12 protein-coding genes are annotated in these 14,875 nt (G+C 67.2%); all 12 read right to left on the reverse strand.

The window, feature by feature from the left end; translation table 11 throughout:
• Positions 1 to 413: 413 nt before the first annotated feature.
• The gene (locus WS62_RS21295) at positions 414 to 689 is read right to left on the reverse strand and encodes a hypothetical protein (RefSeq protein WP_059471574.1); all 276 of its coding nucleotides are present in this window, start codon (positions 687 to 689) and stop codon (positions 414 to 416) included.
• A gap of 311 nt (positions 690 to 1,000) precedes the next feature.
• Complete coding sequence (locus tag WS62_RS21300; protein ID WP_197422892.1) at positions 1,001 to 1,309, reverse strand: hypothetical protein; 309 nt, start codon at positions 1,307 to 1,309, stop codon at positions 1,001 to 1,003.
• A gap of 147 nt (positions 1,310 to 1,456) precedes the next feature.
• Positions 1,457 to 1,816 (reverse strand): DUF6277 family protein, encoded by a 360-nt coding sequence (locus tag WS62_RS21305; RefSeq protein WP_059471572.1) that lies wholly within the window; start codon positions 1,814 to 1,816, stop codon positions 1,457 to 1,459.
• A 58-nt stretch (positions 1,817 to 1,874) separates the two neighbouring features.
• Positions 1,875 to 5,378 (reverse strand): type VI secretion system membrane subunit TssM, encoded by a 3,504-nt coding sequence (tssM, locus tag WS62_RS21310; protein ID WP_066574953.1) that lies wholly within the window; start codon positions 5,376 to 5,378, stop codon positions 1,875 to 1,877.
• Positions 5,375 to 7,039, reverse strand: coding sequence for a type IVB secretion system protein IcmH/DotU (icmH, locus tag WS62_RS21315; RefSeq protein ID WP_066574956.1), 1,665 nt, complete (start codon positions 7,037 to 7,039; stop codon positions 5,375 to 5,377). The genes tssM and icmH overlap by 4 nt, the downstream gene beginning before the upstream one ends.
• Positions 7,040 to 7,121: 82 nt before the next feature.
• A complete protein-coding gene (tssK, locus tag WS62_RS21320) occupies positions 7,122 to 8,483 on the reverse strand; it encodes a type VI secretion system baseplate subunit TssK (protein ID WP_059471569.1) in 1,362 nt (453 codons plus the stop codon).
• A complete protein-coding gene (locus WS62_RS21325) occupies positions 8,480 to 9,073 on the reverse strand; it encodes a type VI secretion lipoprotein TssJ (protein WP_066574958.1) in 594 nt (197 codons plus the stop codon). Before WS62_RS21325 ends, tssK begins: the two co-directional genes overlap by 4 nt.
• Before the next feature lie 5 nt (positions 9,074 to 9,078).
• Positions 9,079 to 9,465, reverse strand: coding sequence for a DUF4150 domain-containing protein (locus WS62_RS21330; RefSeq protein ID WP_025990153.1), 387 nt, complete (start codon positions 9,463 to 9,465; stop codon positions 9,079 to 9,081).
• Between the two features lie 36 nt (positions 9,466 to 9,501).
• Complete coding sequence (locus WS62_RS21335; RefSeq protein WP_066574961.1) at positions 9,502 to 10,206, reverse strand: DUF3540 domain-containing protein; 705 nt, start codon at positions 10,204 to 10,206, stop codon at positions 9,502 to 9,504.
• Positions 10,207 to 10,208: 2 nt separating this feature from the next.
• On the reverse strand, positions 10,209 to 11,279 hold the full coding sequence (locus tag WS62_RS21340; protein WP_066574964.1) for a pentapeptide repeat-containing protein: 1,071 nt from the start codon (positions 11,277 to 11,279) through the stop codon (positions 10,209 to 10,211).
• Entirely contained in the window at positions 11,276 to 13,495 is a 2,220-nt protein-coding gene (locus WS62_RS21345) for a DUF2169 family type VI secretion system accessory protein (RefSeq protein ID WP_066574967.1), read from the reverse strand. The genes WS62_RS21340 and WS62_RS21345 overlap by 4 nt, the downstream gene beginning before the upstream one ends.
• Positions 13,496 to 13,498: 3 nt before the next feature.
• The coding region (locus WS62_RS21350) for a type VI secretion system Vgr family protein (RefSeq protein ID WP_156441072.1) at positions 13,499 to 14,875 on the reverse strand (1,377 nt) is incomplete at its 5' end.

The raw sequence follows: 14,875 nt of genomic DNA on the forward strand, positions 1-14,875 counted from the left end.
ATCCCACAGGCAATACGCTCCCCCAGGCCCGTCGCGGTCACCCCGCTTCTCTCGGCCCGTGGTCTCCAGCGCCTCTGTCTCGCATGACGCCTCTTGAGGAAATTACCGCTTTCCGTCGTCTTGCCGCCCGCATTACCGCCGCGCGGTGACGTGCTTTATGAAATGAGGATTCTGCGATGCAGCATATGATATCGATTCCTAAATGTAAACATTTTTGAATCGATTTTCGATTTTGAAGCGAGTTTCAAAAATGCACTTGCTTATCACCATCATGTCGATATGGATTTTTAAAATACGCTTAATCGAGTATTTACGGCACGCCTTCTGAAAAACGACATCGCACCCTCATCGCGATCCATATTCGCGCGACGAATAATTCCGCCTTCTGACGCACCGAAGCGCGCTTACCGGAATCAATGCCCGCCGCTCGCGAGCCCCATATACATCACGCGGCCATTGTCCGCCGGGTCGACCATCACCCGCACCCGCTCGCCGATGCGCGGAATATTCCCCAAATCGATGAATTGCTTGATCGTCACGTCCCACGATGCGCCATTGTGGTGAATGCGCAGATCGATCCGCATCATCGGCACGTTATTCAGCGTCACGCCGGTTTGGCCGATATTCACGACGTCGGCAACGGCCTCATAACCGTTCTTCACAACGGTCTGAGCGCGGACCGACGACATGACCGTCGACAAGGTCATTGACGTCGTCACTACCACGAAAATCAGGACAATCGCTACCAATACGCCGACGACACTGATTATCGAAGTCTGGAACATAAATACGCTCCTTTTCCATCAATAAGACACTCCTGGTTGATTTCGAGAAGAGCCTCGATTACTCCGCCCGTAAACCGACGTTTATACGATAGTTTCGTGATCATTCAAGCGGCTTTCGCGACGATGACGCGACGCGCCGTACGTCGCGAAAGCCGTCCGGCTCGCCGCCACCGCCGGTGCAACAGCCGGCTGCCGGCGCGATGCGCGACAGGTCGTTACTTGCGCGCTTCGTTCAGCGTCGCGTCGCTCGTCTCCGTCGCCGAAGACGTCGCCGACGTCGGCGCCGACGCAGCCGAAGGCGACGACGACGGCGAGCGCACCGTTGCGATCGCCTTGCGCGTGCGCGAGGACGTCGCCTGCACCGCCTCGTCGGTCGCCGAACGCACGCCCTGGTTGACCTGCGACGTCGCCGCCTGCGTCACCTGCTCCTTCACCGACTGAAACAGCTGGCCCAGTTGCGCATGGCCGTTCACCGAGATGAGCCCCGCCACGACCCCTGCCAAGATTCGTTTCGACATCGAAATATCTCCATCCTCACAATAGATTGAAACGGGCGCGCCGGCGCGCGCCCGGTACTCGCCTGTGCATCGCCAGGCGTCGCGCGACGCGCGACGACGCCCGCGCGCAAAGCGCGCTGACGCCGACGCAACTGCCCACGCAGCCAAACCGCATCACTTGCCCGTCCTGAACGGCGCGAAGAAGATCGACGGCATTTCCTCCGGGAAGCCAACGGCGTTGGTCGGACGCAAATCGCGCATGTCGACGTTGAAGTCGTAAGTCTTCTGACGTTGCTGGTTGTCCTGATGGATCATCACCTGCTTGTCGACCGCGGACTTGATCGTCGACATGTGCTCGAGCATCTTCGAGCCGACCTGCTGAACGTTGCCGATCAGGCTGCTCGCGTTGCTCGACGACGCGGTCGACAAATCCGGGATCGAGTTCATGAACGGCTGCGCCATCGAGCCGCTCGCGTCCTGTCCGTACTGGTGCGCGTTGCTGCATGCGGCGAAGATTTCCTTCGGATCAATCATGTCGTGCTCCTTTCTAGTGTGCGCGCCCTTCGGCGCATGAATACCGATGCTCGACGCATCACGACGGACACCTGAACGACTGCAGGATGCCCGACCATATCGGCGACGGCAGCGTCAGTGCCTGCCATTCGATCCGGACCGTGCCGAGGCTCGTCTGATACAGCCGCTCGCGCCGGTCCGCCGTTCCCGTGCCGCCGACCGCCTGCCCCGCATCGAAGAAACGGAACAGCGCCCACGGCCCGTCGAACTGCAGCGTCGTCATCCGACCGTCGACGGACTTCAGTTGCAGCTTGATCGCCAGCTGCGTGTTCTGATTGGTCCAGTCGATCCGGTGCGGCGACGTCACGCCGTGCGCGAAGCGCAGCGTCTGCCCGCCGACCGCGAGCTGCGCTTCGGACAACTGCGAATCCATATCGATGAAGCGCAGCACGGTCGACACGCGCAGATGTCCCGAATCGTCGAGCATCGCGCCGCGGATGCGGTCGGCCGTCTCGTACGAGCCGAGGACCGATTGGCTGACCATGCCGTTCGGCCCGCCGTTCGAGCGCAACGCCTGCCACGGCTTCGCGGACGTGTCGACGTAAGCGGCGAGGTGATCGCGGAAGTAAGTCGCCATCAGCCCTTGCGAGCTGAACAATCGTTCGAAGTCCTCGACGCCCGCATCCGCCTGCGTGTTGCGGCGAAGCGGATAGCGGCTCGTGAAGCCCTGATCGCAGACCATCTTCGTCGCGCCCGCCGCGCCACGGTTGAGCAGCGCGCCCGATTCGCGCGTCGTCATCGTGCTGCCGCTGCTCACGAGGTCGAGCATGATTCCGCGCACGGGCTCCGGCTGACGCGCGGCCGTTTCCTTCAGCCGCGAGAACGCGTCGTACTGCGCCGGCAGCACCTGGCCCGCCTGCAGCGCGCCGTTGACGAGCCCGAGCTGCCGGTACAGCGGCTCGAAGAGACGCGACAGCGGATTGTTCGCAATCGAGTTGTTGCGGTTCAGCTGCGCGGCGAGCTGGCGGATCGCCTGGAAGTGCTCCTCGACGACGTGCTCGGGCAACAGCACGGTCCGGTAGTGCTGGCCGCTCAGCTCGCCGACGATCTGCCGCCGCCCCTTCTCGAAGCGGTACTTCTGGCGATCGATCCAGCTGTCGATGTTGCCTTCGTCGCTCGCGCCCGTGAGCGTCGTCTCGCGCGCGGCGAAACGCAGCAGGTTCGCGAGCGGCGATTGCGCCTCCATCATCGCCGCGGCGAGCTGCGACGCATCGTCGAGGCCCGTCACGCCGCGCACCGTCACGTCGTTCAGGAAGTTCTGCCACGCGCCGATGTAATCCTGCAGGAACTGATTGCGCGCGGAATCGCCGAGCTTCTGCACGAGTCCGTCGATCTGGAAGCTGTTGCCGGAGAACGTCTCGTCGCGCAGTACCCAGCTCTCTTCCTCGAGCATCGCGCGCGCGCTCTTTTGCAACCGCGGCAGGAACACGTCCGTGTAGCCCGCGCGCGTGAACCAGCCGGATACCGCGGTGTCGGTCGACGGCACGTTGCTGCGCATCCGCAGGCTCATCGCCGCTTCGAAGCCCGCCGCGCGCGACAGCGAGATGTCGTTGACCTGCTGCGGCAGCCCTTGCGCGTGGATGTGCTGCAGCACGCGCGTGACGAGCGGAATCTGGGCGGCCTTCGCGCGCGCCGAGCGAACGAGGTTCGCGTCCTCCGGCGTCGCCGGCACGTTCTTCAGCGACATCAGCGTGCGCACGTGCGCGAGCAGCGCGCGCCGGTCGTCGTCCGAATACTGGCCGCCCGACAGCGCGTCCCAGCGGCTGTCGAGCCAGCGCACGACGTCGTCCGCCGAGCGTCGATCAGGACGGCAAAGCATCAGATAGATCTTCAGCGTCTGATAGATGTCGCCCGCGCCGCCGTCGACCTGCGACACGAGCGTGCGCCGCACCTCGTTGTACAGCTCCGGCATCAGCATCTTCTGCAGATGGCGGTAATAAGTGTCGCGCGCCGTCTCGGCGACGAGCCCGTGCTCGAAGTACGGCGTCGCCATCCCCTGCGCGGCGTCCTCGGCCTGCAACTGCGCGTAGCGCATCTGGTTCGCGATCTCGATGAGCGGCGAGCCGCCGTCGTTGCCGTACGACACCTCGGCCTGCGCAAGCCGCTTCGCTTCGGTGAACTGCGCCCACACGCCGTCGAGGTAGTCGCGCTCGGTGACGTAGCCCCAGCCGAACCACAGCAGCAGGCACAGCGCGACGATCGGCACCGCGGTCCAGCGCAACGCATCGCCGATGCGGCCGCGCCACGACTTCGCGCCGCTCGGCCGCACCGAATCTCGCTCGAGCGACACTTGCCGGATGAGCGGGTTCCACAGGTCGTTCAACGCCCGCGACGGCACGGGCAGCCCCGACGATCCGGGGCCGGCGGCGCCCGCCGGATGCGCATCCGCGAGCTCGGCCATCGAACCGAGCCACACGCCGCGCAACCGCGCCGCCGTATGCGTCTCGCCCGGCGCGAGCGCGACGTGCAGCCACGCGACGAGCGCCTTCTGCAAGCGGCTCAGCGTCTCGACGAAACGCAGTTGCGCATGGTTCATCGTCACTTCGGTCGCGGCGGGCGCCGAATACAGCACCTGCTGCTGGACCCGCTGCTGCAGCCCTTGCAGCGCGTGGTGCCAGGTCGCATCCGCGCGTGCCGCATCGGCTTCAGCGCCGTCGTCGGGCAAACTGAAGCCGACGCCCTTCGCCCATTTCGACGCGTCGAGCAGCGACAGCGTCGACACCGCGCCGTCGAGCCGATCGAGCCCGTTCAGCGCGACGTACACCTGCACCTGCTGGCCGAACGCCTCGCGCATTTCGTCGAGCCGCGCGCGCACCGAATCGGCGAGACGCTTGCGCGTGTCGAGCGGCGCATCGATCATGTCGACGCCGTCGAGGCACAGCACGACGCCGCTGATCGGCGCGCCCTTGCGCATCCGCCGCATCCCGCGCAGCAGCTTGCGCCACGCATCGAGCTCGTTCTCGTCGACGCCCGCGCGCAGGCTCCAGCGGCCGCCGACGTCGAACCACACCGCGTCGCGCGTGATGCGGAAGTTGAAGTCGTCGCCGCGGCCGTACGTCGCGTCCGAGCCGAGCACGCGATCTTGCAGCGAGCCGGACACGCTGACCGCCTTCGCGACGAAACTCGACTTGCCGCTGCCTTCCGAGCCGAGCACCAGATACCACGGCAGCATCGCGCGATGCTGGCGCGTCAGCGCGCCGACCCAGCGCTTCCAGCGGCCGCGCGGCTCCTTCTGCCAGCGCTCCTTCAGTTGCTGGTCGAGGCTGCGTAGATGCTTGTCGACGAAATCGGGCTGCTTCGTCTTCGGCGCGACCTTGACCTGTCGCGGACTCATCGCGAGCCGCGCCCAGAGCCGCGCGAGCGGCGGCCAGAAGCCCCAGATCAGCACGAGCGCGACGAGTATCTCGCGCACCCAGATGGGGCCGAGCGGATGATAGATGCCGAACGCGAAGAGCGGCCCCACCCACCAGATCAGGACGGCGATCAGAATCGCCGCGAAAACTCTCAAGCTCGTGCGAATCATGGCTGACGGCCCTCCGTCTTCGTCGCATACGGCAGTTGCCCTTCAGGCGCGATCTCGACGCCGTCCGGCATCACCGGGCGCGCCGCCGCCTGGCCGGGCGTCACCGGCTGCTGCAGGTTCACGTTGCGGTCGCGGCGCTGCGCGCCGTCTGGAATCACCTTCCACAGCACGTCGACGCGACGGTTGCGTTCGTACGCGGCGCTCGTCGGTGCGGTGTCCATCGGCTGCGTGTCGCCGCGCCCCGAGTACTCGATGTTCCGCTGCACCGCGTTCTCCGGCGCGCGCGCGCCGCCCGGCAGCGCGGTCGTGCGCAGCTCGTCGGCGACGGTGCGCGCCCGCGCTTCCGACAGCGCCTGGTTGTCCGGGAACTCGCTCGTGCGGATCGGCCGCGAATCGGTATGGCCGATCACCTCGAGGTCGCCCGGCCACGGCGCGAACGCGAGGCCGAGCCGCTCGATGTTGTGCATGAAGTCCGGCCGGACCTTCGCCTTGCCGACGTCGAACGCGCCGTCGCTCTTGAACACGAGCAGCCACCCTTGCGGATGCTTGTACGCGGTCAGCCACCCTTCCGTCAGGATCTGCGGCAGCGGCGGCGGCAGCGTCTCGGCGATGTTGATCGTGCGCGTCGGCGGCATCCACGCGGCGAGCGCGTTGCGGATCGGCCGCCCCTGCGAATCGAGCCAGAGGCTGATCGCGCCGTAGGCGAGCACGAGCACGCCGAGCGCGACGGCCGCCGCGCGGCCGGCCGTCCACCACGAGCGACGCCGCGTCGCGGGCACGACGAGCTCAGTGCCGAGCGGCTCGGGCGGCACGTGATGCCAGATCAGCGCATGCAGTTGCGAGCGCAGGTCCTGCAGCAGCACGTCGCCGCGATCGAGCACGCGGTAGCGGCCCTGCCAGCCGAGCGACAGGATCAGTTCGTAGAACGACAGAAGCGGGATCGGCGGCTCGTCGGCCTTCATCCAGCGCGACAGGTCGGAGAATGCGTCTTCTCCGCCCCATGCGTCATCGTGGAATTCGACGAGCAGGCTGCGCTCGCCGTCATACACGACCTGCGAGTGCTCGCGCGCCGAATCGTTGACGGTCTCGTCGAGATACGTGCACAGCAGGTACGACGCGTCGCGGATCTGCTCCCATTCGCAGCCGGAGCCCGCGAGCCGCTCGCGGTAGAGCCGCACTTCGAGCCCGAGCTGCGTGCGGATCGCGGCCTGGTTGAGCGGCCCTGCCGCGAGATGCCGCTGAAGCTGCAGCACCGCGGGCAGCGCGTGCGACACGAACGGATTGTTCCAGCTTGCCTGCTGCAGCCCCGCCTTCATGATCGCCGCCTGCTCGCCCTGCGGGCTGTAGACGACGGGCACCGCCGCCCGCGCGTCGGCCGGCGCCTGCCCGCCGCCCGGCACCGGGAAGTGCAGCACCGCCGGATTGCGCGACGCGCCGTCGGCGTGCGGGTACGCGTCGGGCACGGGGCTCGCGCCGGGCACGGCCGCCGTCGACGACGCGAAACTCGATGCGCCCGAACTCGCCGCCGCACCGCCCGACGCGACCGCGTTCGTCGTGCCGGTGCTCGACACGGCGGTGCTCGTCAGCGCCGCATTGGACAGCGACGACAGCGTCGGTATGCGCGTCGCGAGATCCGGATTCGCCGCGGCGCGATCGAGCATGTTGGATGCCATCGATACGCGGCGCAACGTTGTGGAGAGGTTTCGTAGCAGGCTCATAGCAGATTGCGTCTCATGTCGTGGTTCACGCCACCTTGCCGTCTCTCAGGCCCCAAGCTTCGAAGCGAAGATCGGGGAAATCGCCGACGATGCGCAGCGCCATCGCCGAACCGGCGAGGGTCTGCTTCCAGAACGGGTCGGTCGACTCCACTTCGAAGTACGTGCTTTGGGCGTAGTAGGGAATCTGGCGCGGGGGATTGGGCAGCGCAATCAGACGCGCGCCCGGCAGTTGCAGGTCCACGAGCTTCTGGATCTGCTCGACGGCGCCCAGCTTGGTCTGCTGCGGCAGCAGTTGCCGCAGCTTCTCCGCCGGCATCGCGGCCGAAAACGCGAAAATCAACTTCTTCAGGTTCCACTGCTTGTCGACGATGCAGATGTGCACCTGGTCGCCGCGATCCTCGAAGCGCAGCGGCAGCACCGGCGTCTCGATCACGCGCGCGAGCGCCTGGCGCAGCATCATCGCGAGCGGCTCGAAGCTCGTCTGCAAGTCGTCGTGGTTGTAGCCGAGCTCGCGGTCGGCGAGCTCCTCGTCGACGCCCGGCAGCACGCTCAGGCGCCCGAGCAGGCCGACCAGCTCGTGGTACAGCATCGCGGGCGGCAGCGGATCGAACGCGTCGAGGTTCGCCAGGCGCATCCGGTACTCGGCGATCGCCTGGCGCAACAGCAGCTCGATCAGGTCGGCGACGCCGCCGCCCGTCGACAGCACACGCTGCGCGGACGTGCTCGCGAGCCGCACGCGCAGCGTGCTCTGCAGCTCGTCGATCAGCGAGCGCAGCACGAGGTGCGCGCGCGTGTCGAGAAGCGGCGGAATGAAACGCGGATCGAGCGATACGGTGCGGCTCGCGTTGCGGCCCGCGACGCGCGCGATCGGCAGCGCGACTTCGTCCGAGCGCAGCTGCGACTTCCAGCAGAGGCGCGTGACGAGCTGCCCGGTCTCGATCGTCAGGCGCCGCGGCGTGCCGGGCGCGTCGAGGCCGACCGCGAGATCCGGCACTTCGGTCGACACCGCGCGATAGCGCGACGCCGACGCGACGTCGCCGAACGCCATCTCAGGGCCGCCCGTGCGCGCCGATTGCAGCGCGAGACACGCGATATCGCCCGCCTGCGCGAACTCGGTTTCGAGCGGCGGCGGCAGCGGGTCGTCGGACGGCAGCGAGAACGCGGTGCCGTCCTGGAACACGCCGCGCGCGTGACGCAGCCCGAGCCGGCCGAGCCCCAGGCCGTCCTGATCGAGATCGAGCAGCGTGAATCCCCAGCCGTGATTCGACGTCTGACCGAGCCGAAGCGCGGCCTGATGCGCGAGATGCCGCTCGAGCTGCTGGAAGTGCTGCGTCTCGATCAGCATGCCGTCGCTCCACGCGACCGGTCCTACCGGCAGACTGCTCATTGCCTGCTTCTCCTTGTCCCATAGGTGGTTTTCGTCTTGCGCGCGGGCTGCGGCTCGTCGATGCGGATCACCGATGCGGCATCCGCGCCGGCGATGGGCACCGGCCCCGGCAACAACGCGTTGTAAATGCCGTCGCGGTCGAGCCAGACGGCCATGTGAATCAATCCGCGGCCCTCGATGCGGATGCGCAGCGGCGCATAGTTCGCCGGCCGACGCGCGTAGTCGGCGTCGGTCACGAGCCAGAGGTCGCCCGAGCGCGGCAGGTTCAGCGAGAACTGCAGCACCTGGTTCGGTGCGATCACGTGGCGCGAGTCGGCGACGACCGTGCTGTCCTGACCGCGCGACGCGCACGACGAGTCGTCGCTGCCCTGCGTCGGCAGCCAGTCGGCCGCGCCCACGACGTAGACGCACGTCTGCACAGGGCGCGGCTCGCCCGTCGGCGCGACGTTCAGCCGGCCGCCGCCGACGAGCGTCACGTGCAGCTGCCGCGGCTCCTCGGGCTTCGACGAAGAAAACATCGAGCAGCCCGCGAGCAGGCAAAGCGCGACCGCCGCGGCGAACGATTTGAAGGGGCCCATCATGCAACGCACGGTGTTCAGCTGAGGGTCATCGTGATCGTCTGCGACGGCGCGACGGAATTTCCGGCCGTGTTCTGGTTGTTCGGCAGATTCGTGTCCGTGAGGCGCGTCTGCGGCGCGCCCTGGATCATCACCTTGCCCGAGCCCTTCACGTGTCGCGACGGCCCCGAGACGGTGCCCGACGCGACACCGCCCATCGAGCCCGGCTCGTCGCTGTGCGTGACCGGAATGATCGTGTTCAGGTTGTGCACCGGACCGCCCGCATAAATGATGTTCGGCACGTTCGGCACGGCCTCGGGCTTGTTCGCGATGTTCGGATACGACACGGGAATCGCAAGAGGCGGCGTCTTGCAGACGTCGGCGCCCGACAGCGCCATCCCTCCGGCAGAGCAATTTGCAAACATGACAACCTCCTTCAAAAAACCGGGCGCGAGCGACGCTCAGCCCATATGGATCTGGCCTGCGTCGATCTTCAGCAGCGACTGCGCCGTGACGACCGCGCTCTTCGCATGCATCGCCATGTGCCGCTCGGTGTGGACGACCGTGCTGCCCGCATGCGTCGCGTCGGTGCCGCTCACGTGCGTCTGGCGCTCGGCCGCCGCCTGCGTGATCACCTGCGCTCGGCTCGCGAGCTGCGCGGCCTCGAGCGACAGCCGGTCGCGCGCCTCGACGCGCACGTCGCGCGCACGCAGCGCGACGTGCGCGTCGCCGAAATCGAGCGTCACCTCGTCGCTCACCTCGTCGCTCACCTCGTCGCTCGCCTCGTCGCGTTCGAGCACTGCGAGCACCCAGCAGCGCTCGCCGTCGCGGCAGATCTGCACGAGATCGCCCGGATGCGGCGCGACGACGCAGCTCACCGCCTTCTTCGCGCGCAGCACGACGCCGGGCCGCACGGTGACGAGCCATTCGCCCGCCGCCGTGCGCTCGCCACCGACGCGCGCGAGCATCGTCGTCGCAGCAGCGGGCGCGGACGATGCCGGCTCGCGCGGCGGCGCTTCCGCACGCGCGTCATGTGCACCCGGCCCCGCGTCGCGCACCCGCGCGCCGCCCTTCATGATTCGCGTCAGCGCATGACGCGATGCCGCGTCGTCGTCGCACTCGTATGCAAGCGTGTCGTGCACGGCAGACATTTCCCGCATGCTCATCGTCAAACTCCTCTTGCTCCGGGTTGGACTCGCTGCCACCAGAGCTGGTCGTCGGCGCCGGTGGCCTCCTCGAAAACCGCATCCCGCGCATCCGCCGCGCTCCATGCCTGGCGTGGCTGGCCGACCAGGTTGCCGCCGCGGCAGTCGGCGCCGTGCAGGTCGACGCGCTCGAGATGCACGCCGCGCGCGTCGAGCTGCTGCAGGTGCGCGCCCGACAGATTCACCCGCGTGAGCCACGCGTCGCGCAATGCGATCCGCGGCGCGCGCACGCCTTGCAACGCGCTGTCCACGACGCTCGCGCTGTCGAAGATCGCCTGCGACAAATCGCTGTTCGTCACGGTCAGGCCGTTGACGCTCGCATGATCGAAGCTCGCGAGCGGCAGCCGGCTCGCATGGATCTCGCCCGTCGTCCACGTGCTGTGCGACCACGCGGCCTGGTTCAGCTCACAGCCGTGCACGGTCATCCGCTCGATTCGCGAGTCGATCCAGCGCACGTTGATGCCGCGGCATTCGACGAGCACGGTGCGCAGAAAACCGCTTTGCCCGGCGATCAGGTTCTCGAGCCCGACGGCTTCGAGCCGCAGATCGGCGAGCTGGCTGCCGATCCACGACGTGTCGCTCCAATGGCCGCCGCGCAGCGTGACGCCCGCGTAATCGCCCGCGACGAGCGACACATGCGCGCTGCGCACGCCGTCGAACGTCCAGCCCGCGCCCTTCGACTGCGCGCACACGACGTCCTTCAGCAGGCTGCCCGTCCACGCGCCGCCTTCGATCTCGCATTCGTTGAACGACACGCCGCGCAGCGCGCTCTGCGTCCATGCGCCCGCGCGGATTCGGCTCGACTCGTGCGTGAGCTTCAGCAGCTCGCAGCGATCGAAGCGATTCGCGTCAAACGTGCAGTTCACGAAGCGCAGATTCGACAGCCGGCAGCCGGACCATTCGACGCGATCGAAGTGGCAATCGATGAAGAGCGTGTCCGCGAGCGCGACGTCGCGCTGCGGCGACGCGTAGTGCTGCCCTTCGACGACTTCGGGCAGCGGCGGCGGCGGCACCGTTGAGCGGATCGTGCTCATCCCACCCTCCTCGGCACGTCGAGCTGGCCCGCGTTCAGATTGCCGCGCCACGCGCCCGCTTCCGGCGGATGGATCCACGACGTGCGGACCCGGACGAGATTGCAGTCGCGCATCCGCGTCTGCCGCATGTCGGCGCCGTACAGCATCGCCTCCTTCAGCGAGCAGCGATCGAACGACGTGCCCGTCAACTGCGCATGCATCACGTTCGCGCCGTCGAGCACCGTGCGGCTCCAGTGCGACTGCTGCGCTTGCAGGTGCTGCGCGTTCAATTGCATGAACGAACAGTGATCGATCTGCACGCGGTCCGCGCGCAGCTCCTGCAAGCTCGACGACTTGAACACGCAATCGGTGAGCCGCGCGCCGTTGATCGACGTGCCGTGCGACAGCACCGCGAACGTCAGCATGCTGCGCTGCCAGACGCTCGCCGACAGGTCGGTCAGCAGGATGCTCGGCTTCGAAAGCGTGCACTGCGACACCGCGAGGCCCGCCATTGCGCATTCGACGATCGCGAGATCGTCGGCGCGCACGCGCGTCCAGGTCCAACCGGGCGCGCTCACCTCGGACCACGACACCGAGCTCCATTCGACATCCTGAATGTCCCCGCGCACGCCGCCGCGCCCCTGCACCGACAGCATCGCCCACGAGCCGCCCGCGACCTTCAGGTCGTCGAGCCGACACTCGTCGATCGAGATCCGCTCGATCTCGATGTTCAGCCACGCGCTGCGCTCGAGATTGCAGCGCTGGATCTTGCCGCCTTTCCACCAGCCGTCGCTCATCTTCACGTCGGCGAACGAGCAGTCGACCGCATGCACCTGATTGAGCCGGCAGTTCGTCCATTCGCTGCGATCGAGCGTGCAGCGCTCGAAGCGCACGTCGTCGAACTTCCAGCCGTCGAAGCGCAGCGACGACAGATCGGCGTCGCGAATCGTGACGCTCGACAGCTCGGGCGTCTTCGCCTGACGCAGCCGGGTCCGCCAGTTCTCGCCGCCGCGCGCCGCGCCCGGCAGCTTCGCGTTGCGATTCGCTTCCTCGAACGCGGAGAGCCGCTCGCTCGCGTCGCGCGCCTCGATCAGTTGACGGCGGTTCTGCTCGACCCGCGCACGGACTTCTTCATAGCCGCGCGGCGCCGGAGCGAAGCGCGGGTGGTCTTCCGTGTCGAGGATCATCTCCCAGGTCCAGCCCTTCGCAATGGCGGGCATCAGTTCGTGATCCGCCTGCTGCAGGGGATCAGTGCAATTCAGGTCCGTGCGCAGATCGGCGAATTTCATCAGCGCGTCGACGTCGATCCGCTCGGCCTCGTCCTTGAATGCGGCGACGAGCATCGTCGGGCTGTCGTCGAGCAGGAAATCGAGCGCGACCGCGCCGTTCCACCACAGCACGCCGATGCCGCGATCCGGCAGGAACCACACCGTCTGCGGCTTGAACGACAGGCGCTCGATGCCAGGACGCCCGTTTCGCGTCACGAGCGCGACCGGCGCGAGACGCGGCAGCTCGCCCATGAAGCCCTCGCCCTGCGGCCCGAAGCCGCTCAGCTCGAAGCGCGCGCCGGGCGCCCAGCATTCGCCGCGCGCCCACTGGTCGGGCGCCGCCTGCTGGAAGAAGCGCAGATCGACGTCGGCGGGCCAGCCCATGTGCGTGCCGTCCTGCGCCATCGCGTCGACGGTGCCGGGCCGCGTCGGCATCCATTGCGTGCGCTCGGGCCAGTCGCTGCCGATCGCGCCCATTGCCGCGAGCGGCGCGGGACCGACGCCGAACGTGCGCAGTTGCTGCAGCGGCGGCGCACCCGATGTCACGCCGAACGGGTTTTCCTGCGCGCCGCCCGCCGCCGCGTGCCGGTGATCGACCGCGATGCGCGCGAAGCCGCCTTCCTCGTGTTCGTCGCCGAGCGACGTCGCACACGAGACGATCTTGCGCACGCCGTCGAGCTCGACCCACGCGGTCCAGTCGACATCGCGCGTACGCGCGCCGGGCTTGACCGGATGCACCGAATGGCCGGCGAGCAGCCATTCGGCGCGCTGCTTCGGCAACGCGGCTTCATACAGCGGCAGCGACGGCGCGGCCGCCTTCAGCGCCTCCCAGACGGCCGCTTCGTGCACGAGGATCGACGGCTGATCGAGCCGGAAGCCCATCCCGATGCTGATCGCGAGCATCGGCTGCGCGCCGATCTGCGTATTCGTCGTGGCCACGAGGGCCGCTTGTGGTTTGATATGTCGCATAGGTCAGTTCTTCGTCTGCATCCCGAGCTTCTTCAGATCGATGCCCACGTCCTCGTAGCTCGCTCCCGTATACGAGAAGCTGAAGCCGGTGACCGACATCTTGCTGCCCGTCGTCGATACGCTCGAACCCGTCGTGCCCACCGAACTGCCGGTGGCCGACATGCTCGAGCCCGTCATGCCCACCGAACTGCCCGTCGTCGACATCGACGTACCGGTGATGCTCGTCGAGCTGCCGGTATTCGACATCGACGTGCCGGTGATGCTCGTCGACGTGCCGGTCACGGACGTACTCGTGCCCGTCATGCTGTTCGACGTGCCCGTGTATGACAGCGACACACCGGTGATGCTCTCCGACTGGCCGGTCGTCGACATCTTGACGTCGGTCCACGACGACGAGATGCCCGTCATGCTGTTCGACACGCCCGTCACCGAATTGCTGGAGCCGGTGATGCTCGTCGCCACGCCGACCATCGACGTCCCGACGCCCGTAAAGCCCGTGTCGACGCCCTTGAATCCGGTGGATACGCCAGTGAAGCTCGTATCGACGCCGGTGAAGGACGTCGACACGCCGGTGAAGCTCGTGCTCACGCCGGTGAACGACGTGCTCAGGCCGGTGAATCTGGCGGACACACCGGTGAAGCTGACCGACAGCCCCGTGTACGACACCGAGATGCCCGTGAAGCTGACGGAGATCCCGACGACCGACGTCGACGTGCCCTTCACCGACAGGTTCAAGTCCTGCGCGATCGACGTCGAGCTGTTGCGCTCGACCGTCTGCTGCGCGTCGCGCTCCGCGTGAATCATCACGCGCTCGGCGCCGTGCTGATCGTCGAACGTCAATTGGCTCGCATTCGGAAAGCCGCCCGCGCGCTTGATCGAACGCGTGACGAGGCCGGTGTAGCGGATGTCCTTCGGCAGGTCGTACGGCGTCGGGTTTTCGCCGTTGTAGACGATCCCCGTCGCGAGCGGACGATCGAGATCGCCGTCGACGTAGATCACGATCACTTCCTGCCCGACCCGCGGCATCGCGATCACGCCCCAACCCTTGCCCGCCCATGCCTGCGTCACGCGAATCCAGCACGACGCATCCGCTTCCGTCGTCTTGTAGCGGTCCCAGTGAAAGTGCACGCGGATCCGGCCGAGCTTGTCGGTATGCACTTCCGACATCTCCGGCCCCACCACCGTCGCGCTCTGGATGCCCGGCACTCGCGGCTTCCTGGTCAGGAGCAGCGGGTGATATGGCTGGTCGTCCTCGAGCGCGCGGAACTTGACCGCGACGTTGCGGCCCTGCGACGTACTATCCGGTCCGTCCTGAATGAACGTCAGCTCGCTGTTCGTCACGTAGTACCGACGATTGCGCTGCGCGGCAGGATGACCGAC

This window comes from Burkholderia sp. ABCPW 14, from assembly GCF_001523835.1.
In the GTDB taxonomy this organism is placed as follows: Bacteria; Pseudomonadota; Gammaproteobacteria; order Burkholderiales; family Burkholderiaceae; genus Burkholderia; species Burkholderia mayonis.

What these genes read in the sequence shown, in the direction of transcription:
- WS62_RS21335 (WP_066574961.1), bottom strand. Translation starts at nt 10,206, where the DNA reads ATGAGCATGCGGGAAATGTCTGCCGTGCACGACACGCTTGCATACGAG.
- tssK (WP_059471569.1), bottom strand. Translation starts at nt 8,483, where the DNA reads ATGAGCAGTCTGCCGGTAGGACCGGTCGCGTGGAGCGACGGCATGCTG.
- tssM (WP_066574953.1), bottom strand. Translation starts at nt 5,378, where the DNA reads ATGATTCGCACGAGCTTGAGAGTTTTCGCGGCGATTCTGATCGCCGTC.
- WS62_RS21305 (WP_059471572.1), bottom strand. Translation starts at nt 1,816, where the DNA reads ATGATTGATCCGAAGGAAATCTTCGCCGCATGCAGCAACGCGCACCAG.
- WS62_RS21330 (WP_025990153.1), bottom strand. Translation starts at nt 9,465, where the DNA reads ATGTTTGCAAATTGCTCTGCCGGAGGGATGGCGCTGTCGGGCGCCGAC.
- icmH (WP_066574956.1), bottom strand. Translation starts at nt 7,039, where the DNA reads ATGCTCGATCGCGCCGCGGCGAATCCGGATCTCGCGACGCGCATACCG.
- WS62_RS21340 (WP_066574964.1), bottom strand. Translation starts at nt 11,279, where the DNA reads ATGAGCACGATCCGCTCAACGGTGCCGCCGCCGCCGCTGCCCGAAGTC.
- WS62_RS21345 (WP_066574967.1), bottom strand. Translation starts at nt 13,495, where the DNA reads ATGCGACATATCAAACCACAAGCGGCCCTCGTGGCCACGACGAATACG.
- WS62_RS21295 (WP_059471574.1), bottom strand. Translation starts at nt 689, where the DNA reads ATGTCGTCGGTCCGCGCTCAGACCGTTGTGAAGAACGGTTATGAGGCC.